This is a genomic window from Pedobacter sp. MR22-3 (assembly GCF_026240075.1).
In the GTDB taxonomy this organism is placed as follows: Bacteria; Bacteroidota; Bacteroidia; order Sphingobacteriales; family Sphingobacteriaceae; genus Pedobacter.
On the sequence record NZ_JAPIVF010000002.1, the window covers coordinates 110,173 to 133,213 of the forward strand.

21 protein-coding genes are annotated in these 23,041 nt (G+C 38.7%); 15 read left to right on the plus strand and 6 right to left on the minus strand.

The genetic code is table 11. From position 1 onward, the window contains the following. Positions 1-30: 30 nt before the first annotated feature. From OQ267_RS04295 to OQ267_RS04310, 4 genes are all read right to left on the minus strand, one after another. Complete coding sequence (locus OQ267_RS04295; protein WP_265835030.1) at positions 31-780, minus strand: AAA family ATPase; 750 nt, start codon at positions 778-780, stop codon at positions 31-33. Between the two features lie 9 nt (positions 781-789). Next, a complete protein-coding gene (locus OQ267_RS04300; RefSeq protein WP_265835031.1) occupies positions 790-2,277 on the minus strand; it encodes a sigma 54-interacting transcriptional regulator in 1,488 nt (495 codons plus the stop codon). An 86-nt stretch (positions 2,278-2,363) separates the two neighbouring features. Then, the gene (locus tag OQ267_RS04305; RefSeq protein ID WP_047798931.1) at positions 2,364-3,461 is read right to left on the minus strand and encodes a vWA domain-containing protein; all 1,098 of its coding nucleotides are present in this window, start codon (positions 3,459-3,461) and stop codon (positions 2,364-2,366) included. 152 nt (positions 3,462-3,613) lie between these two features. Then, positions 3,614-4,360 (minus strand): hypothetical protein, encoded by a 747-nt coding sequence (locus tag OQ267_RS04310; RefSeq protein ID WP_265835032.1) that lies wholly within the window; start codon positions 4,358-4,360, stop codon positions 3,614-3,616. Between the two features lie 269 nt (positions 4,361-4,629). On the opposite strand from OQ267_RS04310, the gene OQ267_RS04315 reads away from it, so the two are divergent. The 15 genes from OQ267_RS04315 (at position 4,630) to OQ267_RS04385 (ending at position 20,592) form a co-directional block, all read left to right on the plus strand. Further along, positions 4,630-4,929, plus strand: coding sequence for a hypothetical protein (locus OQ267_RS04315; RefSeq protein WP_088302588.1), 300 nt, complete (start codon positions 4,630-4,632; stop codon positions 4,927-4,929). A gap of 139 nt (positions 4,930-5,068) precedes the next feature. Next, positions 5,069-8,371: a preprotein translocase subunit SecA gene (gene secA / locus OQ267_RS04320; RefSeq protein ID WP_265835033.1), complete on the plus strand. Its 3,303-nt coding sequence runs from the start codon at positions 5,069-5,071 to the stop codon at positions 8,369-8,371. A 118-nt stretch (positions 8,372-8,489) separates the two neighbouring features. Continuing rightward, on the plus strand, positions 8,490-8,861 hold the full coding sequence (locus OQ267_RS04325; RefSeq protein WP_265820235.1) for a PEGA domain-containing protein: 372 nt from the start codon (positions 8,490-8,492) through the stop codon (positions 8,859-8,861). Between the two features lie 196 nt (positions 8,862-9,057). Then, a complete protein-coding gene (locus tag OQ267_RS04330; RefSeq protein ID WP_088302591.1) occupies positions 9,058-9,735 on the plus strand; it encodes a DUF433 domain-containing protein in 678 nt (225 codons plus the stop codon). After that, complete coding sequence (locus OQ267_RS04335; RefSeq protein ID WP_088302592.1) at positions 9,732-10,124, plus strand: hypothetical protein; 393 nt, start codon at positions 9,732-9,734, stop codon at positions 10,122-10,124. Before OQ267_RS04330 ends, OQ267_RS04335 begins: the two co-directional genes overlap by 4 nt. Before the next feature lie 112 nt (positions 10,125-10,236). Further along, positions 10,237-10,677: an SPOR domain-containing protein gene (locus tag OQ267_RS04340; RefSeq protein WP_088302608.1), complete on the plus strand. Its 441-nt coding sequence runs from the start codon at positions 10,237-10,239 to the stop codon at positions 10,675-10,677. Then, positions 10,664-11,851 (plus strand): M20 metallopeptidase family protein, encoded by a 1,188-nt coding sequence (locus tag OQ267_RS04345; protein WP_088302593.1) that lies wholly within the window; start codon positions 10,664-10,666, stop codon positions 11,849-11,851. Before OQ267_RS04340 ends, OQ267_RS04345 begins: the two co-directional genes overlap by 14 nt. Positions 11,852-11,917: 66 nt before the next feature. Further along, a complete protein-coding gene (locus OQ267_RS04350; protein ID WP_088302594.1) occupies positions 11,918-12,859 on the plus strand; it encodes a hypothetical protein in 942 nt (313 codons plus the stop codon). 57 nt (positions 12,860-12,916) lie between these two features. Beyond that, positions 12,917-14,479, plus strand: a complete 1,563-nt coding sequence (locus OQ267_RS04355) for a serine hydrolase (protein WP_265835034.1) — start codon at positions 12,917-12,919, stop codon at positions 14,477-14,479. Between the two features lie 26 nt (positions 14,480-14,505). Continuing rightward, the gene (locus tag OQ267_RS04360) at positions 14,506-15,150 is read left to right on the plus strand and encodes an SGNH/GDSL hydrolase family protein (RefSeq protein ID WP_265835035.1); all 645 of its coding nucleotides are present in this window, start codon (positions 14,506-14,508) and stop codon (positions 15,148-15,150) included. 373 nt (positions 15,151-15,523) lie between these two features. Continuing rightward, positions 15,524-15,823, plus strand: coding sequence for a GIY-YIG nuclease family protein (locus OQ267_RS04365; protein ID WP_265835036.1), 300 nt, complete (start codon positions 15,524-15,526; stop codon positions 15,821-15,823). A 238-nt stretch (positions 15,824-16,061) separates the two neighbouring features. Further along, a complete protein-coding gene (locus OQ267_RS04370; protein ID WP_265835036.1) occupies positions 16,062-16,361 on the plus strand; it encodes a GIY-YIG nuclease family protein in 300 nt (99 codons plus the stop codon). Positions 16,362-17,116: 755 nt separating this feature from the next. Further along, positions 17,117-19,096, plus strand: a complete 1,980-nt coding sequence (gene dnaG, locus OQ267_RS04375) for a DNA primase (RefSeq protein WP_265835037.1) — start codon at positions 17,117-17,119, stop codon at positions 19,094-19,096. Between the two features lie 67 nt (positions 19,097-19,163). Then, complete coding sequence (locus OQ267_RS04380; RefSeq protein WP_265835038.1) at positions 19,164-19,529, plus strand: YraN family protein; 366 nt, start codon at positions 19,164-19,166, stop codon at positions 19,527-19,529. Beyond that, on the plus strand, positions 19,507-20,592 hold the full coding sequence (locus tag OQ267_RS04385) for a glutaminyl-peptide cyclotransferase (RefSeq protein ID WP_265835039.1): 1,086 nt from the start codon (positions 19,507-19,509) through the stop codon (positions 20,590-20,592). The genes OQ267_RS04380 and OQ267_RS04385 overlap by 23 nt, the downstream gene beginning before the upstream one ends. A 51-nt stretch (positions 20,593-20,643) precedes the next feature. On the opposite strand, the gene OQ267_RS04390 is transcribed toward OQ267_RS04385, so the two are convergent. Both OQ267_RS04390 and pgi read right to left on the minus strand, forming a co-directional pair. Then, positions 20,644-21,177, minus strand: a complete 534-nt coding sequence (locus OQ267_RS04390) for a DUF4251 domain-containing protein (protein ID WP_265835040.1) — start codon at positions 21,175-21,177, stop codon at positions 20,644-20,646. Positions 21,178-21,311: 134 nt separating this feature from the next. Continuing rightward, positions 21,312-22,958, minus strand: a complete 1,647-nt coding sequence (gene pgi, locus OQ267_RS04395) for a glucose-6-phosphate isomerase (RefSeq protein ID WP_265835041.1) — start codon at positions 22,956-22,958, stop codon at positions 21,312-21,314. Positions 22,959-23,041 lie beyond the last annotated feature (83 nt).

Genomic DNA, 23,041 nt, shown 5'->3' on the forward strand with positions numbered 1-23,041 from the left:
AAAATAAGGCAGGTTTTTGGCCTGCCTAAATTAGGTATTTGATGTAAATAAATTATCTAAAATTCTTTTTGGATTATCTAAAAAAGATTTATAAATCCTGTAAACTTCAGATTCTTCATATTTAATGCTATTGATTTCACCATCGGCCATTTCATAAATGATCGCATTAGGGTAGGCCAAAAGGATGGGAGAATGGGTTGTGATAATAAATTGAGCATTTGTATGTACCAGACTATTAATCTTTGCTAACATGGCAATTTGTTTATTTGCTGAAAGTGCAGACTCTGGTTCATCTAAAATATAAACGCCATGTCCGTTGAATCGGTTCATGAACAGTGACCAAAAAGATTCACCATGAGATTGTTCATGTAGGGATATGCCGCCGTAAGATGCTATTATCTTCTGACTAAAACCAGGTTCTTCATCAAGCTTATCAATTTGGCTGGCAACATTATAAAAACTTTCTCCTCTTAAGAAAAAACCATCTTTGAAATGCCTGAAACTTTTGGAAATCGTAAGGTATTGGCGTAATATGGAATGAGTTTCCCTGCTGCTAAAATGGAAGTTTTTACTTCCTCCTTCGGCATTAAAGCCTAGGTTAACGGCAATTGCCTCTATAAAAGTTGATTTTCCAATCCCATTTTCGCCGGTGAAAAATGTAACATTCGGGTGGAATGCAAGTTCTTGAAAAGTTTGCAGGCATGGAATGTTAAACGGATATCCTTCAGGAAGATTCTCTCTTTGTAACCTTAGCGATAAAAGATATCCGTTAAACTCCATTCATCATGTTTATCTGAAATCATCCTCGTCTTCTTCTTCATCAAATTCGGCATTAAATAAACTGCCAAACATGTCAGAAAAACCAAAGCCACCATTTAAATAATTTTTACTTAACTGGGAATACGCTGCCAGTCCGTGTAAAACAAATTCCATCAGCAGTAAAGTTTGGTTTTCACTCAGTTTTGGATGAAACTTTTTAACGGTATCATATAAACCGGGCACCAACATCAGTGCTTTTTTGTATTGTGTGTTGCTTAAATGGTCTGTTACGTCGACATTGTTTCCTTCTGTAAACCATTCTGTAATTTCGGTATATGGATTGGCTGTTTTGGTTTTTTTTGCTTTTTCAGGATCAGGAAAATAGCGGGCAAATAAGGTTTTTACGGCCTTGCCGATTAAGGTGGTGGCCACATGTGCCGGCCCTTCCAGCTCACCTTCATAAACCAGCTCTATTTTTCCGGTGATGGCGGGAATAATTCCGGCAAAATCTGATAAGCGTACAAACGTAGCCTTTTCGCCCAAAATAAGCATCCTGCGCTCGGCCGTACTGATTAAATTTTCATAGGCTGAGATGGTCAGCCGGGCAGATACACCAGATTTCTGGTCAATGTACTCACTTTTACGGGCTTCAAATGCAATCTGCTCAATCAGGTCTTTTAACAGGCCATCGGCCTCAATATTTGCTTTTTGTGCTGCGGTAAGCCTGGCTTCCTGAAAAGTAATTTTACGCGATATTTCGATGCTTTTCGGGTAATGGGTTAGAATCTGACTTTCTATCCTGTCTTTTAGTGGCGTAACAATACTTCCACGGTTGGTATAATCTTCCGGGTTTGCAGTAAATACAAACTGGATATCCAATGGTAAACGCAGTTTAAAACCACGAATCTGGATATCTTTTTCCTGCAGCATATTGAATAGTGCTACCTGAATCCGGGCCTGTAAATCTGGTAACTCATTAATTACGAAAATACTGCGGTGCGCCCGCGGAATCAGGCCAAAGTGGATTACCCGCTCGTCGTTATATGTCAGTTTTAACGTGGCTGCCTTAATCGGATCTACATCACCAATTAAATCAGCTACGGTAACATCCGGTGTAGCCAGTTTTTCCGTATAGCGTTCACTCCGGTGTAGCCAGGCAATTTCAGTAGCATCACCTTTGGTAGCGATTTCATTTCTGGCATACCAGGAAATTGGGTTCAACGGATCGTCGAAGATTTCACTACCCGCTACATACGGCACATACTCATCCAACAGGTTGACCATTAAACGGGCAATGCGTGTTTTGGCTTGTCCGCGTAAACCCAACAGTAAAATGTTGTGGCGGGAAAGAATGGCAGTCTGTAATTCGGGTATTACGGTTTCATCGTATCCGATTATACCTTCAAATTCTGTTTTTTTATCTCTTAAAACTTTAATCAGGTTCTCTCTTAATTCTTCCTTAACTGATCTTGACTGATATCCTGTGGTTTTTAATTCGCCTAGTGTGGTGTTTTGCATATGTTTTTGGAGTAAGGATAAAGGAGCAAGGATAAAAGATTTAATTGCAAAATCCCGTCATTGTGCCTTAATCTTTGTTCTTTCATCTATTTTACTGTTTTTCTTCTGTTTTTAATATAATCTTCGAAAATGTATTCGCCCAGGCCATTTAATGAACTGTAGAATGCCCGGCCACCATTTATTTCAGTAAACTGGCGTACAAACTGTTGCAAATAAGGGTCTTTGGCAATCATAAAGGTGGTAATCGGAATTTTCAACCGCTTACATTGGGCTGCCATATTTAAGGTTTTATTAATAACCTTTCTATCCAGTCCCATGCTATTTTTATAGTATTTGCCATTTTCCTTTAAACAGGTTGGTTTCCCATCCGTAATCATGAAAATTTGTTTGTTATGCGTTTTTCGGCGACGGAGTAAATCTGTTGCCAGTTCCAAACCTGCAAAAGTATTGGTATGGTAGGGCCCCACCTGGAGGTAAGGTAAATCTTTTACGGTAATGGGCCAGGCATCATTTCCAAAAACCACAATATCCAAGGTATCTTTCGGGTATTTGGTTTTAATCAATTCGGCTAAGGCCATTGCTACTTTCTTCGCGGGTGTAATCCTGTCTTCACCATACAGGATCATAGAGTGTGAAATATCAATCATCAATACGGTAGAAGTTAAGGTTTTAAAATCCTTTTCCTCTACTTCCAGATCCCGGTCTGTTAAAGTAAAATCACCGATGCCATGATTGATCTGTGCATTCTGGATGGAGGCTGTCATGTCGATCTGATCTAAACTGTCGCCGAAGTTATATTCCCTCCTGTCGGCATTTTTTTCTTCACCGATACCAGACTGGTTGCTGTTATGATTGCCGCGACCTGATTTTTTAAGCTTGCCAAAAATTTCATCCAATGCAGATTTGCGAATGGTTTGCTCCGTTTTAGCGGTGATTTTAAATTCTCCGGATTGATTGTCTTCTGTTAGATACCCCTTATCCTTCAAATCATCGATAAAATTTCCAATGCCATAGTCGTTATTGGTTAATTTATATTGCTTGTCAAGTTCGTTGAGCCAGCTTAAAGCCTCTGCTGCATCACCTGCTGTATAATTCAGCAACTCGCTGAATAATTTCAACAACTCATCAAACCCACCTTTTGGCGTATCGCCAGGCTTATAATCAGAAAAACGGAAACCTCTCATGTGCTTGTATTAACGGTTTATCGAAGATAAAAGTTTCGATTTGCATTAATTTAAGTAGGGTGTCATATTTGAGCGTAAAGAAAGATTATAGTGGGAATTGTGGGGTAGGAATAGATAATCAGGGAATAGAGAAATAAAAAATTAAACACATGCTACAAATGTGCTAAGATCAAAATAATGGCATGATTACTCAAGGCACTCCATTTCACCTGTTCTACATTCCAAAGTGCTAAGCTATCTCTTGCATGCAATCGCCTGCCTTCTACTTCGAAAGCGCCATCAATAATGAAACAGAAAAATTTGTTTTCCGGGTTTTGAAGCTGATAGGTGATTTCTTCCTGTGGGGTAAAAATCCCTGTGCTTAATTTAAATGGTAATTTCGTGCTGGAAATAATCTCTGTCAGCTGATTTGGATATTTTTCGAAATCAAAGTTGAAGCGCATTTCACCTGCCCGGAGTAAAAACAGATCTGTCGTAAGTCCAATCTGCAGGTAATTTACCAAATCGTTTGAATAAGGGTTGCTGATTTCCAATACCTCACCTTTACCAGCATTCAAAACCTGTACCTGTCCGGTTTCAATGGAAAATGCTTTGCCATTCTGTACAATATCTAATCTGCCGGTAACCGGAAAAAACAGCTGATAGGAATCTTCCCTGGATAGAAAGAAGGAAAGCTTACCTCCGGCAATGTATTCGTCATTACAAATAAATAATGCTCCCGAAGCCACTTTGTCTTTATGGTAATACTTTTCAAAGTTGAATGTGCTATGCCTTTTTACTATTGAAGTTTCTGTTAAACCCCGCTCATCTGCCGGGTATACTTTTCCCTGAATATCCATTAGCTTAGTTGGTATTTTTAATGAATGGATGCTGACCACAATAATTGCTTCTGCCTGCATCAATTAGTTTCCGGTAACACATGTTAATGACGTTTTTTGCCATGGAGTAAAATTTAAAAAAGCGCCAGGAAATTCTTAACGACCCCGCTAAAATACGAAAATATGGCTTACCAGGCACTGACGTTTCATTTAAGCAAAGGTACAATCTACAAATCTGCCAGGGCATACGGGGGGAGCGTAAACAAAAAATTAGTCAAAAATTGCGCTATGCTTTTTGCAACAGGACGATTTTTTTTTGTAAAAGATTAAAAGTAGCTTTGTCGCTATTCATGAAACACCTCGTTACCATATCGCTAGTATTTTTTAGCTTAACGCATTTGGCAAAAGCCGAACGTGTTGAAGGTTTAAGGATATTAAATGAGTATTGTAATGAGCATAATATCAGCACCAATACCATCGGTAAGGCATCGGTTCAACTGAATGAAGACCGGAATCCTTATTTGTTATCTTACTCAAGGTTAGCTTTAATCGGAACTCAACCTCAATTAAAAGCTGCAAAATATGTAAGTGTAAATCAAGTGATTTCTGATTTAACAATCAGGAAAAAACCGAAGAACAATAGTCCTTAATACACTTTTCTTAAACAAATCTTTTATAAGGTTTTGTGCCCCCGTTTATACCAGCAACTGCCAAACTGACCAGCGCAATACAATGGCTTAGTTGTTGTAACACACCATTTTTTTAATAATAAATACGATTTAAAACATAATGTTAGGATTTTTAGCGAAGGTTTTCGGAAGTAAATCAGAAAGAGATATTAAGGCTATTCAGCCATTGGTTGGCAAAATCAATGAACAGTACAGCAAACTTTCAGCACTCAGTAATGATGAGTTGCGTGGTAAAACAATAGAATTTAAAAGCAGGATATCTGATTTTTTAACAGAAATTGATGGTAAAATCTCTACCCTAAAGGCTGAAGCCGAAGGTGAAGGGTTGGATCTTCATCAAAAAACGGCCATTTACGATCAGGTCGATGCTTTAGGAAAAGATCGCGATGCAGAACTGGAAAAAGTGCTTTTAGAAATTCTTCCTGAAGCTTTTGCCGTGGTAAAAGAAACTTCACGACGTTTAAGTGAAAATGATTACCTGGAAGTAACCGCTACACAGTTTGACAGGGATTATGCCGCACGTAAGGGTAATGTTAAGATTGTAGGTGATAAAGCACAATGGGCAAACCGTTGGGATGCTGCCGGAACCGAAGTGGTATGGAACATGGTTCATTACGATGTGCAGTTAATTGGTGGTATTGTGCTGCATAGTGGTAAAATTGCTGAGATGGCCACTGGTGAGGGTAAAACCTTGGTGAGTACTTTGCCAGCATACTTAAATGCACTTGCCGGACAAGGTGTTCACATCGTAACCGTGAATGATTACCTGGCCCGCAGGGATAGTGAATGGAACGGACCTTTATTTGAATTTCATGGTTTAAGTGTAGATTGTATTGATAAACACGAGCCAAACTCTGAGGAAAGAAGAAAAGCCTATGCCGCAGACATTACTTACGGAACCAATAATGAATTTGGTTTTGATTACCTGCGTGACAATATGTCGCAAACGCCAGATCAATTGGTGCAGCGCAAACAACATTTTGCCATGGTGGATGAGGTCGATTCGGTTTTAATTGATGATGCCCGTACACCATTGATTATTTCAGGTCCGATTCCACATGGAGACCAGCATGAGTTTTATGAGTTGAAACCACGTATTGAGCGTTTGGTGAATGCGCAGAAAGCTTATGTATCTCAGGCCTTAAATGAAGCCAAAAAATTAATCAATGCCGGTAACAGCGGAACAGAAGAAGGTGAAGGTGGTTTAGCTTTATTACGTGCTTACCGCGGATTGCCTAAAAATAAAGCCTTAATTAAATTCTTAAGTGAAAGCGGCGTGCGTGGTTTGTTGTTAAAAACAGAGAACTACTACATGGCCGATCAATCGAAGAATATGCCCAAGGTAGATTCTGAATTATATTTCTACATCGATGAGAAAAATAACCAGGTGGAGTTAACAGAAAAAGGTATTGAATTAATTACACAATCAGGTGAGGATCCTCATTTCTTCGTGTTACCGGATGTGGGTACAGAAGTGGCAGAGCTTGAAAAATCTGATTTGCCATTAGAAGAAAAGGTAGCTACTAAAGATGCTTTAATGCGTGATTATTCGGTAAAGGCAGAACGCATTCACTCAGTAAATCAATTATTAAAAGCTTATACCTTGTTTGAAATTGATGTGGAATACATCATTGATGAAGGCAAGATTAAAATCGTTGATGAGCAAACTGGCCGTATCATGGATGGCCGCCGTTATTCTGACGGATTACATCAGGCTATTGAGGCTAAAGAAAACGTTAAGGTTGAAGATGCTACCCAAACCTATGCTACCGTAACTTTGCAAAATTATTTCCGTATGTACCATAAACTTTGTGGGATGACGGGTACGGCCACTACCGAAGCAGGTGAATTCTGGTCAATCTATAAACTGGATGTGGTTGAGATTCCGACCAACAGAAATATTTCCAGACAGGATCAGCAGGATTATGTTTACCGTACGGTACGTGAAAAATATAATGCGGTTGCCGATGAAATTGTGAAGTTAACACAAGCTGGTCGTCCGGTATTGGTTGGTACTACTTCTGTTGAGATTTCGGAATTGTTAAGCCGTATGCTTAAACTTCGTGGTATTAAACACAATGTATTAAATGCTAAAATGCACCAGAGAGAGGCCGATATTGTTGCCGAAGCTGGTCAGGCAGGAACGGTTACAATTGCCACCAACATGGCTGGTCGTGGTACCGATATTAAGTTAGGTGCAGGTGTAAAAGAAGCAGGTGGTTTAGCCATTGTGGGTACTGAACGCCATGAATCACGTCGTGTAGACCGGCAGTTACGCGGTCGTGCCGGCCGTCAGGGTGATCCGGGTTCTTCACAGTTCTTCGTTTCACTGGAAGATAACCTCATGCGCTTGTTTGGTTCGGAAAGAATTTCGAGCATTATGGTGCGCATGGGTATTGAAGATGGTGAAGTGATCCAGCATTCTATGATTACCAAGTCTATCGAACGTGCGCAGAAAAAAGTAGAAGAAAACAACTTTGGTATCCGTAAACGTTTACTGGAGTATGATGATGTGATGAATGCTCAACGTACGGTAATTTATGCCAAACGTAAAAATGCGCTATTTGGCGAACGTTTGGATGTGGATATGAACAACATGGTGTTCGATGTGGCAGAAGATATCGTAACAGAATATAAAGAAGAAGCTAACTACGATGGTTTTAAACTGGAAGTTATCAAAAATTTCTCCCTGGATACCACCATTACTGAAAAAGAATTTGCCTCTGGCAATATTACTCAGCTTACTGAAAAATTATTTGATGAGGCAGAATCATTCTATGCCCGAAAATCAGAAGCCGTAATACAACAGTCATTGCCTGTTTTAACGCAGGTTTATGAAGAACGTGGCGAGCATATCGAACAAATTGTGGTTCCGTTTACAGATGGAATTCGTGGCATTCAGGTTGCGGTTGATTTGAAGAAAGCCATTGAAAATAAAGGTAAAGAGGTTGTTCGTTCGTTTGAAAAAACCATTATACTGGCTTTGATTGATGACAGCTGGAAAGAGCATTTACGTGAAATGGATGATTTGAAACAGTCTGTTCAGAATGCCGTTTACGAGCAGAAAGATCCATTGGTAATCTATAAAATGGAAGCCTTTAACTTATTCAAAAACATGCTTAATGCGGTGAATAAGGAAGTGGTCAGTTTCTTATATAAAGGTGGTATTCCGGTTCAGCAGGAGCCTGATGAAATAAGGGAAGCACCGGCACCGGCTAAGCAGCCTAAATTACAAACCACCAAACAGGAGTTTGGAAGAGAGGAGCCGGGTATTGAATTTGGTGATACGCGTGAAGCCATTCCGCAGCAGCCTATTCGTAAAGAAGCCACTGTAGGACGTAATGAACCTTGCCCTTGTGGTAGTGGTAAAAAATACAAGAATTGCCACGGCGCAAATTTGTAATATAAATTATATCGCACATTATTAAGGCCTTGACATTTGTCAGGGCCTTTTTTGTGTAATTTGGTTTTTAATCTGTAGGATTAAACCTATATTTAGAAACACACAAAATAACACACAAATGAAAAAGATTTTTAACATTTTTGCCATTTCGGCAACACTGATGCTTTCGAGCTGCGCAACCGTTTTTACCGGTACAAAACAAACCGTTAATATCAAGACAGATCCACCGGCTGCCGACATTGAAGTAGACGGTATTAAAGTTGGTGTAACACCAATGGACGTGACGTTAAAAAAAGGATTCACGGGGCAAACTGTCAGTCTTAAATTAAATGGTTACGAAGCAAAAACATTTCAACCAACCACCACATTTAATGCGGTATCTGTAGTCAATTTTCTGTTTGTCCCAGGTTTTATTATTGACGCTGCCACCGGTGCAATGATGAAGTACGATCCGAAAGTTTACGAATTTAAACTGGAACAAAAGAAATAGTTAACCAAACCAGGTAGCAAAGCCGGATTTTGATAAGAAATCCGGCTTTGCTGTTTTTTGATATGCTTGTTTTTAATGTAAGAAATATTAGCGATAAAATAGTAAGGTGAGGAAGTTTAGTATTTTAGATAATGGATTTTTATTAAATAATATGATAAGTAAGCTAAATTAATTAGTATTATATTTGTTATCAACTATGAAAGGTAAAAACTTAAATCAAGAACTTGGTAGCGGGATGTACACTATTCCTGAAGTAGCTTTTATTTTAAAGTTGCCAACGGCTAAAGTACGCCGGTGGATGAAAGATTTTTGGGATAACCAGTTTTCTGAAAAGCATCATGTTGAATATTCCTGGGGGGACGGCCGTGAAAAAGCGACAAATTTCTTCACACTCATAGAATTTTACGTTTTTTATCAATTAAGAGAAATTAATGTTAGCGTGAATAAAATAATAAATGCTCATCAGGATATGGCCGAGATTTTAGGCACAGCCTATCCTTTTGCCTCTTCTAAAATGTTATCTGATGGGAAAAGTATTCTTTTTACGCTGGATGACGGAACAGTTGTGCACGCAGACAAATCCAGACAAGCAGCTTTTAAACAAATAATTGAAGAATTTTGTAAGAAAATTGAATTTTCTACTTCGGATATAGCAGAGCGGTTTTATCCTTTAGGAAAAGAAAAACATATCATAATAGACCCTCATCACCAGTTTGGCCAGCCTGTTATAGAGGAAACTAATATTTTGGCACAAACATTATATGATCTTTATACAGCAGGTGAAACGGTAGGTTTCTTAACCAGATTATATGATCTTCGTGAAGCAGATGTGGTTTGTGCCATTGAGTTATTTAACCGTAAAGCCGTGGCATGATAAAAGTTTTAATAGATGAGAACCTCTCAAAATATTTTGCTGAAGGCTTAGATAAATTACAATATCCTCTCGGAAATAATATTGAGGTCACTTCTATTGAAAAAGAATTTGGCAAAGGAATAAAAGACGAAGAATGGATTCCAGATTGGGGAAATCGATCTGGTGTTTTTATTTCTCAGGATTTAAGAATCTATTCAACCAAATTACAGGCAGCACTTTTGACTAAACATAATATTGGAGCGTTTTTCTTAAAGTTGCCAAAAGGTTATCGATACTGGGATAAGACGCAAGTAATTATTAAACATTGGATCGAAATAGTTAAGATTATCGAAATGAATAAACCTCCATATGTTTACTTTATTTCAGCAAAGCGAATCACAAAAGGATAACAATACTAAGATTGGCCAACATTTGCACAACCCATAAAGAATGCCGAATTTTGCAGCGAATTCGGCATTCCTGTATTTAAAACAATTTTTGCCTGTCTACTGTCATACCATCATGAAAATATTTTATACGCTAATCTTCAGTTTATTTTTCTTTAACATGGCGTTCGCTCAAAAAGGTGAGGTTGTGGTGATAAAAGACCCATTAATTGATAGCTTGATTGCCAAAAGAATACAGGTCTACCGGACTTCAGGTGAGGTAAAAACAGGTAAACCCATTGTGTCCTCTTACGGTTATCGGGTGCAGATTTTTTATGGTTCTGACCGGCGGGAGGTTTTTAATCAGCAGGCACGTTTTAAAACATTGTATCCTAAACTGAATACATACCTGATTTATAAAGAACCCAATTATTATGTCAGGGTAGGCGATTTTAGAACGAGATTGGAAGCACAACGATTAATGAGTGAAATCCGGCCAACCTTTCCTACTTTATTTATTTTCAGGGAGAAAATTAATGCTCCGCAATTAGATATTACAACCGATGATCAAAGATAAAATAAAAGATGTAGCGAATGCCATTTTCAATGATGTCGTAGGCTACCGCCAGCATTTACACGCCAACCCCGAATTATCTTACCAGGAATTTGAAACTGCTGCATTTGTGAAGGAAAAGCTAACGCAATGGGGAATTGAATTTACCAGTTGCGCCAATACCGGTGTTGTCGCCTTAGTTAAAGGCCATCTTCCTTCTGAAAAAGTCATTGCACTTCGTGGCGATATGGATGCCCTGCCTATTACCGAAATCAGTGATAAGCCTTATGCTTCCAGGAATCCGGGAGTGATGCATGCCTGCGGACATGATGTGCATACCTCGTCGCTGTTGGGAACAGCTTATATTTTAAACCAGCTGAAAACTGATTTTGGTGGTACCATAAAATTAATCTTTCAGCCGGCAGAAGAGTTGCTTCCCGGAGGAGCTAGCATCATGATTAAGGAAGGTGTTCTCGAAAATCCAAAACCCGATTATATTGTTGGACAGCACGTAATGCCCCTAATAGATGCTGGTAAGGTAGGTTTCCGCTCGGGAATTTACATGGCATCAACGGATGAGTTATATGTCACCGTAACCGGAAAAGGCGGACACGGTGCGCAGCCGCATCAAAATATCGATCCGGTGGTGATTGCTTCACATATTATTATTGCCTTGCAGCAAATTGTAAGTCGTAATGCCGATCCACGCATCCCTTCTGTTTTATCCTTTGGTAAGGTTACGGCCAATGGTGCTACGAATATTATCCCTAACGAAGTTAAAATTGAAGGTACATTCAGAACCCTTGATGAGGAGTGGAGAGCGGAAGCGCACAGACGCATGAAAAAAATGGCTGAAGGTATGGCCGAAAGCATGGGCGGAAGCTGTGATTTCGATATCCACAAGGGTTATCCGTTTTTAATTAATGAAGAAAAGCTAACCGCCAATGCTAAATCTTTTGCTGAAGATTTTTTAGGCAAGGAAAATGTAGTTGACCTGGATATCTGGATGGCTGCAGAAGATTTTTCTTTCTACTCACAGGTAACAGATGCCTGTTTTTACCGCTTAGGTACCGGGAATGCTGCAAAGGATACGCAATATTCTGTGCACACACCAAAGTTTGATATTGATGAAGATGCATTGAAAATCTCAACCGGTTTAATGGCTTACATTGCATTAAAACAATTGGGTAACGAATAAATATTGTGCATGTAATTAATGCTTCTCAAATTAAATAAGGCATCGTTTTTGCCAAGCTACACAAGCATGAAGAAAATATTTTTAATCCTGGTCATTACCGCAGTCTATTTTACAGGTTTTGCACAGGAAATTCCCCGTTTTAATCCCGATACGATTAAAACCATCACCCTTGATTCTACCGTAAATATTAAAGCCGAAAAGCTGAATATTGAAACCTTTATCAATAAAGTGATTAATGATACGTCATTTTATCAATCCTTTAGAAACATGAAACGATATAGTTTCATCGCCGAAAACAGGATTTATACCTATGATAAAAAAAATAAGGTTGACGGAAAGATTTACAGAAAGATTAAACACAACAACAACGGCCCTTATAAAATGGAATACCTGGTAAAACAGGATACTGGTAAGGTTTATAAGAAAAACGGCAAATATCAACTTTACACCGTAGAGATGTTTGACTATATTTTTATGAATGCCTATAATACTGACTTTGTGCCAAATGCCCCAACAGGCGATGGTAAAGGTGGGACTAATGAAGGCTACAAAGACAAACTCAAAACCCTGATTTTTAATCCGGGCAGGCCGGTTAAGGTACCCTTTATTGGGAGTAAAACTGAAATTTTTAGCGCAAATATGCGTCAGTATTATGACTATGCTTTCACCAGCGGTACATACCTGGATTCTATTCCGGTTTACCGTTTTAAAGTTTCAGTGAAACCAGATTTAAGCAGCTGGACCAAGGATGGTATCATGATCAAAGAACTGGTAACCATATTTGATAAACGGAATTTTAATATTCTGGGAAGATATGTAGACATGAAATATGGCAACATGTTATTTGATTTTAATGTGCAGATGAATATTGAAATGGGTTATTTTGGTGAGGATAAACTACCAACTAAAATCACCTATCAGGGAAATTGGGATTACCCATTTAAGAAAGAGGAGCGGGCAAGTTTCCTGATTGTACATAAAGATTATAAGCTGGAAAAGGGGAAGTAAGAATGGCTTGCGCATAAAAGATTTATTATCTTTAAGCCGTTATTTAAATCTTCAAAAATGAAATTTTCTTTCTTTTTAAAATTTACCGTTCTTCCTGTTCTTTTCCTGTGCTGTGTGGTCAACCTACAGGCTCAAATCCTTTCTTCCAGTCAGATTGATAGTGTGGTTGAAAAGACCTTAACCACTTTTAATGTTCCGGGGATAGCCGTTTCTGTCATAAAAGATGGTAAGATAATTCATTTGAAAGGTTATGGCGTCCGCTCTGTCAAAACCAATAAGAAAGTAGATGAGAATACACTTTTTGGCGTAGCATCCAATACAAAGGCTTTTACCGCAGCTGCAATAGGCATGCTGGTTGATGAGAAAAAAATTACCTGGGATACGAAAGTAACTGACGTGATTCCGGAATTTAAGATGTATGATGCCTATGTCACCAGTGAATTTACCATCCGTGATTTATTAACGCACCGCAGTGGCTTAGGCCTTGGAGCAGGCGATTTAATGATCTGGCCCGATTCTTCAACGGTAACTAAAAATCAACTGATCCATAACCTCAGGTATTTAAAGCCTATTTCTTCTTTCCGTACCAAATACGATTATGATAACCTGATGTATATTGTTGCAGGCGATGTGGTGGCCAGGGTGTCAGGAATGACTTACGAAAATTTTATCGAAAGCCGGATGATCAAACCTTTAGGAATGACTAAAACTGCCGCATCATGGTATCGGTTGAAAGATAAATCAAATGTAATTGACGGCCACGCACCCTATGAAGGAAAGTTGTTGCCTGTTGGGTTAAGTTTTGGTGAGATCGCAAATGCAGCAGGCGGTATCTATTCAAACGTAACTGATATGAGTAAATGGGTTCAGGCAATGATCAATGGTGGTCAATATGGCGAGAAACTTAATCAGAAATTATTCAGCGACGCTGTAGCCCGCGAACTATGGACCCCTCAAACCATTATTGCAGCTGGCAATCAGGGCAGCTTTAACAGCTATGGACTGGGCTGGTTTCTCAGTAACGTGAATGGTAAGTTCCAGGCTACCCACACCGGCGGCTTATCTGGAATTGTAACGCAGGTAACAATTTTACCGGAATTAAAATTAGGAATCATTGTTTTAACCAATCAACAATCCGGTGCCGCATTTAGTGCAATTACCAATTCCATTAAAGATGGTTACCTGGGAATAAAGGGCCGGGATAGAATTAAATCTTCTAATGATAGCCGGTTGGCCGATGAGAAAGAGGCGAAGGAAATAGTAACCAAGGTTTGGACGGAAATTGAAGCTGCACAAAAAGCTACTGCTGCAAAACCAGTTATTAAAAACTATTACGGAACCTATCAGGATGCCTGGTTTGGCGAAGTGACCATAAGCGAGGTAAATGGAAAAATGCATTTCCAGGCGAAGAATGCACCAAAGTTGCGGGGTGACATGACTTATTATAAAGGGAATACATTTATTGTAAAATGGTACGACCGGAGTTTAGATGCTGATGCATTTGTCAACTTTAGCCTGAATAATAACGCCGTTGCGGATGGATTTAAAATAGCAGCCATTTCTCCATTAACAGATTTCAGCTTTGATTTTCAAGATCTTGATTTTAAAAAGAAACCATAATTAACCTGCAAAATATGAGAACCTTAATGAATACAATTTTAATAGGCTTATGCCTGGTGATCTTCACATCAATGTCGCTAAAACCAAAACGAATTATTTTCTTCGGTGATTCTATAACCCAACAAGGCGTATCTAAAATGGGCTACATCACATTGCTTAAAAAGTTGCTTGATTCATCAAAATATGAAGTGATGGGCGCTGGTATAGGTGGCAACAAAATATACGATTTATATTTACGTTTAGAGGATGATGTATTAAATAAAAAACCAGATCTGGTGGTGATTTATGTAGGCATTAATGATGTATGGCATAAACAATCGTCGCATACCGGGACAGATTATGATAAGTATTTAAAATTTTATCAGGCACTGATTAATAAAATTCAGGGCATTGGAAGTAAGGTGGTATTATGTACGCCATCTGTAATTGGTGAAAAAAAGGATGGTACGAACGAAATGGATGCCGACTTAAATAAATATGCTGAAGGCATCAGGCAGTTAGCCGCTAAAAATAATTTGCCTGTATGCGATTTAAGAAAAGTATTTGCGGAATACGAAGCAAATCATAATCCTGAAGATAAAGAAAAGGATGTTTTAACTAAAGACCGGGTTCATTTGAATGAAAAGGGTAATCAGTTGGTGGCAGAACAGTTGTTGCCATTGGTAAAATAGAATATAACGTCATTGCGAACTGAAGGATTGGGATTGAGTGTTGGAGTGAAGCAATCTATCCTGCAAGGCATTAATGATTTAAAAGTGAATAGCAAAAAAGATTGCTTCGTCGGCTGAAAGAGCCTCCTCGCAATGACGAAAAGTGGAATCGTCATTGCGAACCGAAGGGTTGGGATTAAGTGCTGGCGTGAAGCAATCTATGCTGCAAGGCGTTAATGATTTAAAAGTGAATAGCAAAAAAGATTGCTTCGTTGGCTGAAAAAGCCTCCTCGCAATGACGAAAAGTGGAATCGTCATTGCGAACCGAAGGGTTGGGATTGAGTGTTGGAGTGAAGCAATCTATCCTGTATAACGGTGTAGTTAAAATATAGTAATGGAACGAGGCGGAACAGTTTACATCATTACTAATTTTACCCACACCACTTTATATACTGGAGTTACTTCAGATATCATGTTTAGGGTAAAACAACATAAAGACAAAGAACATCCCAAATCTTTTTCCGCTCAATACAATACAGATAAATTGGTATATTTTTGTTCTTATGATTCAATTGAGGAGGCAATTGCAGAAGAAAAGAGGATTAAAGGCGGAAGCCGGAAAAAAAAGATAAAATTAATACAATCCATGAATCCTGAATGGAAGGATTTATGGGAGATAGTAAAAGATTGGTAAATATCTGTTACGTCATTGCGAACTGAAGGGTTGGGATTGAGTGTTGGAGTGAAGCAATCTATCCTGCAAAGCATTAGTGGTTTGAAAATGAATAAATAGCAAAAAAGATTGCTTCGTTTGCTGAAAAAGCCTCCTCGCAATGACGATAAGTGGTATCGTCATTGCGAACTGAAGGGTTGGGATTGAGCGTTGGTGTGAAGCAATCTATCCTGTATAACGGTGTACTTAAAATATAATAATGGAACGAGGCGGAACAGTTTACATCATTACTAATTTTACCCACACCACTTTATATACTGGAGTTACTTCAGATATCATGTTTAGGGTAAAACAACATAAAGACAAAGAACATCCCAAATCTTTTTCCGCTCAATACAATACAGATAAATTGGTATATTTTTGTTCTTATGATTCAATTGAGGAGGCAATTGCAGAAGAAAAGAGGATTAAAGGCGGAAGCCGGAAAAAAAAGATAAAATTAATACAATCCATGAATCCTGAATGGAAGGATTTATGGGAGATAGTAAAAGATTGGTAAATATCTGTTACGTCATTGCGAACTGAAGGGATGGGATTGAGTGCTGGCGTGAAGCAATCTATGCTGCAAGGCATTGATGATTTAAAAATGAATGAATAGCAAAAAAGATTGCTTCGTCAGCTGAAAAAGCCTCCTCGCAATGACGAAAAGTGGAATCGTCATTGCGAACCGAAGGGTTGGGATTAATTGCTGGCGTGAAGCAATCTATCCTGCAAGGCATTGATGATTTAAAAGTGAATAGCAAAAAAGATTGCTTCGTCGGCTGAAAAAGCCTACTCGCAATGACGACAAGTGGAATCGTCATTGCGAACCGAAGGATTGGGATTGAGCGTTAGTGTGAAGCAATCTATCCTGCAAGGCGTTGATGTTTTAAAAATGAATGAATAGCGAAAAAGATTGCTTCGTTTGCTGAAAAAGCCTCCTCACAATGACGACAAGTGGTATCGTCATTGCGAACTAAAGGGTTGGGATTAAGTGCTGTAGTGAAGCAATCTATCCTGCAAGGCGATAGGCGATAACTGATTAAAAGTGTATAATAGCAAAAAGATTGCTTCGTCGACTGAAAAAGCCTCCTCGCAATGACGAAAAGTGGAATCGTCATTGCGAACCGAAGGGTTTGGATTGAGTGTTGGCGTGAAGCAATCTATGCTGCAAGACGTTGATATTTTAAAAATGAATAAATAGCAAAAAAGATTGCTTTCCCGAAATTCGGGACGGGCTGTCGTGCCGCCTCGCAATGAAGGACAATAATAAGTATGATAAACCGCGAAACGATAGATAAGATAATGGATACCGCCCGGATAGAGGAGGTAGTAGGGGATTTTGTGCACTTAAAAAAACGCGGAACCAGTTTAATTGGTAACTGTCCTTTTCATGGTGAAAAAACACCTTCCTTTCACGTATCCGTAACCAAAGGCATTTATAAGTGTTTCGGTTGTGGCAAGGGTGGCGATTCGGTGCGTTTTATCATGGATCATGAGAAATACTCTTATCCGGAAGCACTTAAATTTTTAGCCAACAAATATAATATAGAAGTAGAGGAGGCCGAACTTTCTCCGGAGGCAGCGGAAGCGCAGAGTGCAAAAGAAAGTCTTTACATCGTATCTCAGTACGCTGCGGCTTTTTTTGTGAAACAACTTTGGGAAACGGATGAAGGTAAAGGAATTGGTTTAAGTTACTTTAAGGAACGCGGATTCAGGGAAGACATCCTGAAGAAGTTTGAAGTCGGTTATTCTCCCGATGTTTGGGATGCTTTAACACAAAACGCAACCCACGCTGGTCATAAACTCGAATTTTTGGAATCAACCGGTTTATCCATTAAAAATGATAACGGGAAAATTTACGATCGTTTTCGCGGCCGGGTGATGTTCCCCATTCATAATTTTACCGGTAGAATTATTGGCTTTGGTGGCAGAACGTTAAAAACCGATAAAAATGTTCCGAAATATGTAAACTCGCCCGAAAGCGAGATCTACCATAAATCGAATGTTTTATATGGCTTGTTTCATGCCAAGAAAGCCATTCGCGATTCAGACAACTGTTACCTGGCAGAAGGTTATGCCGATGTGCTCTCCGTTCACCAGGCCGGAATAGAAAATGTGGTAGCCTCTTCGGGTACCTCCTTAACGGTAGAACAGATCAAGCTGATTGGTCGTTTTACGCAAAATATTACCATCCTGTTTGACGGGGATGCTGCCGGAATAAAAGCCTCACTTCGTGGTCTGGACATGATTTTGGAAGAAGGGCTGAATGTTAAAATTGTTTCCTTTCCCGATGGGCACGATCCCGATTCTTATATGCATCATGTGGGGGCGGGCGCATTTAAAACTTACCTCGAAAATAACCGGAAGGATTTTATCCTGTACAAGGCAAATGTTCTGCTGAAAGACGCTGGTGACGACCCGATTAAACGCGCCGGGATTATTCGCGACATCGTAGAAAGTATTGCTAAAATTCCCGATCAGATTAAAGCTTCTGTTTTTATCAGAGAGAGCAGCAGTTTACTCGAGATCGAAGAAAGCGTATTGCTTTCAGAATTAAATAAAATCCGTTCCGGGAAGGTTAAAAAGAATTTTGAGAGCAACCAAAGGGCTCATGCACAAAGCAGTCAGCCGCAATCCTATTCATCAGGTGCACCAGAACCGCTTGGGCCACCAGATGATTTATGGGATGATAATGCCGGACCATCTGAACAACAAGCTGTCGACGAAGATGAACCTCAAGAAAGGGAAATTTTAAGACTAATTTTGTCATACGGTCATGTACAGGTTAGTTGGGATCAAAACGAAGAATTGTACATTGGTTCATTTATTTTACAAAATCTTACTGATGTGGTATTTAAAAGGAGCCTACATGATAAAATAATTAAGCATTACTGGGATAGAGCAGAAAAAGGGTATTTGCCAGTTGAAAAAGACTTCATTCAAAGTTCTGATCAAGAAATTTCACAATTAGCGATCACATTATCTTCAAGCCCTTATGAATTAAGTAAAAATTGGTTAGATAAACACAAAATATATGTAAAAGATGAATCCATGGATCTAAAAAAGACCATCTTAGGTGGAATTTATCATCTTAAAAAAAACAAAATTCAAGTTATAAAAAAGGGAATCCTTCAAGAGTTGAAAAACGAAAAGAACCCCTCTAGCCAAGAAGATATTATGGTGAGATATTCAAATATTAAGAGAGTTGAAAAAATGATTGCAGATTTTATGGGAACTATTATCTTAGAATAATAAAGCCACTCAATCATTAGAATTACTCATTCAACAACTCACTCACTCTTTCATTCAATAATTTTATATGGCTGTTCACAACGACTTAGGCAAACATGGTGAAGCTATTGCTAAGGACTACCTGGAAGCCAATGATTATGAGATCCTCGATGAAAACTGGACATATGGAAAGGCTGAAATCGATTTAATTGCCTACAAAAATAAAATTATGGTTTTTGTGGAAGTAAAAGCCAGAACTTCTGTTGCGTTTGGTGAACCCGAAGATTTTGTAAACACCGCCAAACAAAAGCAGCTGGAACTGGCCTCTGCAGAATACATCGAAATCGTGAATCATCAAAATGATATTCGTTTTGACATTATTGCCATTACCTTTACAAAAAATAATACGTACACATTAAACCATATTGAAGATGCTTTTTGGCCTGAAGACTAAACAAATCAGCACATTTATCCTTTTTGGAATTACCCTTGCCTTTTTAGGCTCTTGTAAAGACGATGCGCCGAAAACTTATCGGTCTTTGATTTCACCCATGATGGGACTTAACGTTGCATCGGGAAATGATTTTGAGGTTAAAGCCCTGTTTGGTAAAGAAGGAAAAGTAGATTCCGTAATTTACCTGATGGATAGTACCAAGGTTACCGCCAAAACCGATACCATGGCCATAAAAATGAAAACTGCTGGTTTAAAATTGGGTAATCACTTAATTACGGCTAGAATTTATGGTGATGGAAAATCAGAAGATCTTACCTCTAATGTAAACATACTGGCTGCCCAGGCACCGGTAGAATACAGCTATAAAATAATCAAAACACTTCCTCATGATACGTCTTCATACGTAGAAGGCTTGGAATATCATGATGGATTTTTCTATGAAAGTGCCGGCGATTATGGTCATTCCAGTTTACGCAAGGTAGAACCCGCTACAGGAAAGATTGTGTTAAAGGCAGACCTTGATCAGCAGTATTTTGGAGAAGGAATGACGGTGGTAGGCGATAAAATCATCCAGTTAACTTATCGTGAAAAAACCGGATTTGTTTACGATAAAAAGACTTTTAAAAAATTATCAGAATTTACCTATAATGAAGGCACGCAGGAAGGTTGGGGATTAAATTTTGACGGTGAAAAAATACTGAAAACAGATGGTTCCAATACCATATTCTTTTTAGATAAAAACACCTATAAAACCATTGGCGAGATTGATGTTTTTGACAATAAGGGAGCGATTCAACAACTCAACGAATTGGAATATATTGACGGGAAAATTTATGCCAATGTTTATACAACAAATCATATCCTCATCATTAACCCGGAAACTGGTGCAGTTGAAGGTAAAATCAACCTCAGCGGCTTACTGGCAGATGATTATTTCAAAACAGATGATGCAAGGGCTAATAATGTGCTGAATGGAATCGCTTACGATAAAGCTTCTAAAAGACTATTTGTAACAGGCAAAAAATGGCCGCACATTTTTGAAATTAAAATATCAAAGCAATAAAATATTTCAGTGTATGATTCAATGAAAAGCCAGAGTCATCTGGCTTTTTCATTATTTGTCCTTTTTCTTTGATTCACTTAAATAACCATTAAAGTTAATGGGCTGTTTATTGTTTCCGCTGGCAATTAAGTTTGCATAGCCATTTTCGGTTACGCTCAAAGTAAGCCTGAAATTCTCCCGTGAAACATCCTTTGTGTTAATCTGTATAGTGTATGCCCCCTTTTTGTTTTTCGATTCCTTATAGCTGAAATCCTTTGAGGTAAACTTAATGCCGCCTTCATTCGGATTCATCGGCGCGCTGAAGGAGCGGCCATAATAAGGTAAATAAGCAACCACGCTATCCTTGGTTACTTTTAAATCATACTGACTACCGGTTAAATTGATGGTTGCGCCGCCCTGATTCCCGGGCATGCTGGATAAAATTCTGGAAACATCCATATTGGCCAAAGGCATGGCTGAATTGGCTACGAAGGTGTAATTTTTTTCGCTCAATATTTTTACAGTAGTTTCTTTATTTGTTTGTGCAAATAACTGTAAGGCAGATGCAGTTAAGGCAATGCTCAAAATCAGTTTTAAAAGTTTCATATTGCTGTTTCTTAATGATATAACAATTTAAGGATGTATGGGTTTGAAAGATTCCATAAACAGGGTGCCAATAAAAAAGCCATCGCATTTTACAATGCGACGGCTGTATGAATTAATCAATGGAAATAATATGATTATCTCCAGACTTTATACTGATTGATTAAGCCATTGGTTGAACTATCATGACTTTCTACTTTTTCACTGCCGTCTAATTCAGGAAGAATCTTCTTCGCCAGTTGTTTTCCCAGTTCAACTCCCCACTGGTCGAAACTAAAAATATTCCAGATTACCCCCTGAACGAAGATTTTGTGTTCATAAATAGCGACCAAACTGCCTAATGTATATGGTGTCACTTTCTTCAAGAGAATAGAATTGGTAGGACGGTTGCCTTCAAAAACTTTGAATGGCGCAATTTTCGCAATTTCTGCTTCTGATTTACCATCTTTTTTCAGCTCCTCCATTACCTCTTCTTCCGTTTTACCATTCATTAAGGCTTCTGTTTGGGCAAAGAAGTTTGAAAGTAAAATCGGGTGATGGTCACCCAATGGATTTAAGCTTTGTGCAGGCGCGATAAAATCAGCAGGAATAATCCGGGTGCCCTGGTGAATCAATTGATAAAAAGCATGCTGGCCATTCGTGCCGGGCTCGCCCCAGATAATGGGTCCGGTTTCATAATCCACCTCATGGCCATTTCTATCTACATGTTTACCATTGCTTTCCATATCTCCCTGCTGGAAATAAGCAGCAAAACGATGCATGTATTGATCATATGGTAAAATTACCTGCGTTTCTGCATTGTAGAAATTGATGTACCAAACACCCAATAAGCCTAAAATTACAGGCAAGTTGTTTTCAAATTCTGCAGTTTTAAAGTGATTGTCAGTGGCGTGTGCACCAGCAAGTAATTCTTTAAAATTGTCAAAGCCGATACTTAATGAAATGGATAGACCAATGGCGCTCCATAAAGAATAACGACCGCCAACCCAATCCCAAAATTCAAACATATTTTCAGTATCAATCCCGAAAGCGGATACATCCTTGGCATTGGTTGATAATGCCGCAAAATGTTTCGCAATGTCGCCTTCTTTACCACCTTTTTCTAAAAACCATGATCTGGCAGAGTGTGCATTTGTCATGGTTTCTTGTGTGGTGAAAGTTTTGGAGGCCACTAAAAATAACGTGGTTTCAGCATCTAATCCGGATAAGGTTTCCGCAATATGTGTTCCATCAATATTGGAAACGAAATGTATATTTAAATGATTTTTATAGTGCTTCAAAGCTTCAGTCACCATTACCGGGCCTAAATCTGACCCGCCAATACCAATATTTACTACATCTGTAATGGCTTTGCCGGTGTAACCCTTCCATTCGCCACTGATAATGCCGTTGCTGAACTTTTCCATCTTGGCCAATACCGCATTTACATCCGGCATCACATCTTTACCATCCACCAGGATAGGGGTGTTACTTAAATTTCGCAAGGCGATGTGAAGAACCGAACGATCTTCAGTTTCGTTAATTTTATCACCAGCATACATTGATTTTATAGCTTCATCCAGTTTGCACTCACGTGCCAGTTGCATCAGCAAAGCTAAAGTTTCATCGCTAATGCGGTTCTTGCTGTAGTCTAATAAAATATCTTCAAAAAAAACAGAAAACTTGTTGAAACGATCTGCATCTTCAGCGAAAAGATCTTTAATGCTTTTCTGGTTAATATCAATAAAATGATCGGCTAAATACTTATAGGCCGCTGTTTCTGTAAAATTTATTTTTGGTAACATAATCTTTGTTTTTTGTAAAAGTAATAAAGCAAAAATTTAAAATGGTCTTTTTAATGTTCAAAAATCATTATGATTAACTCCCC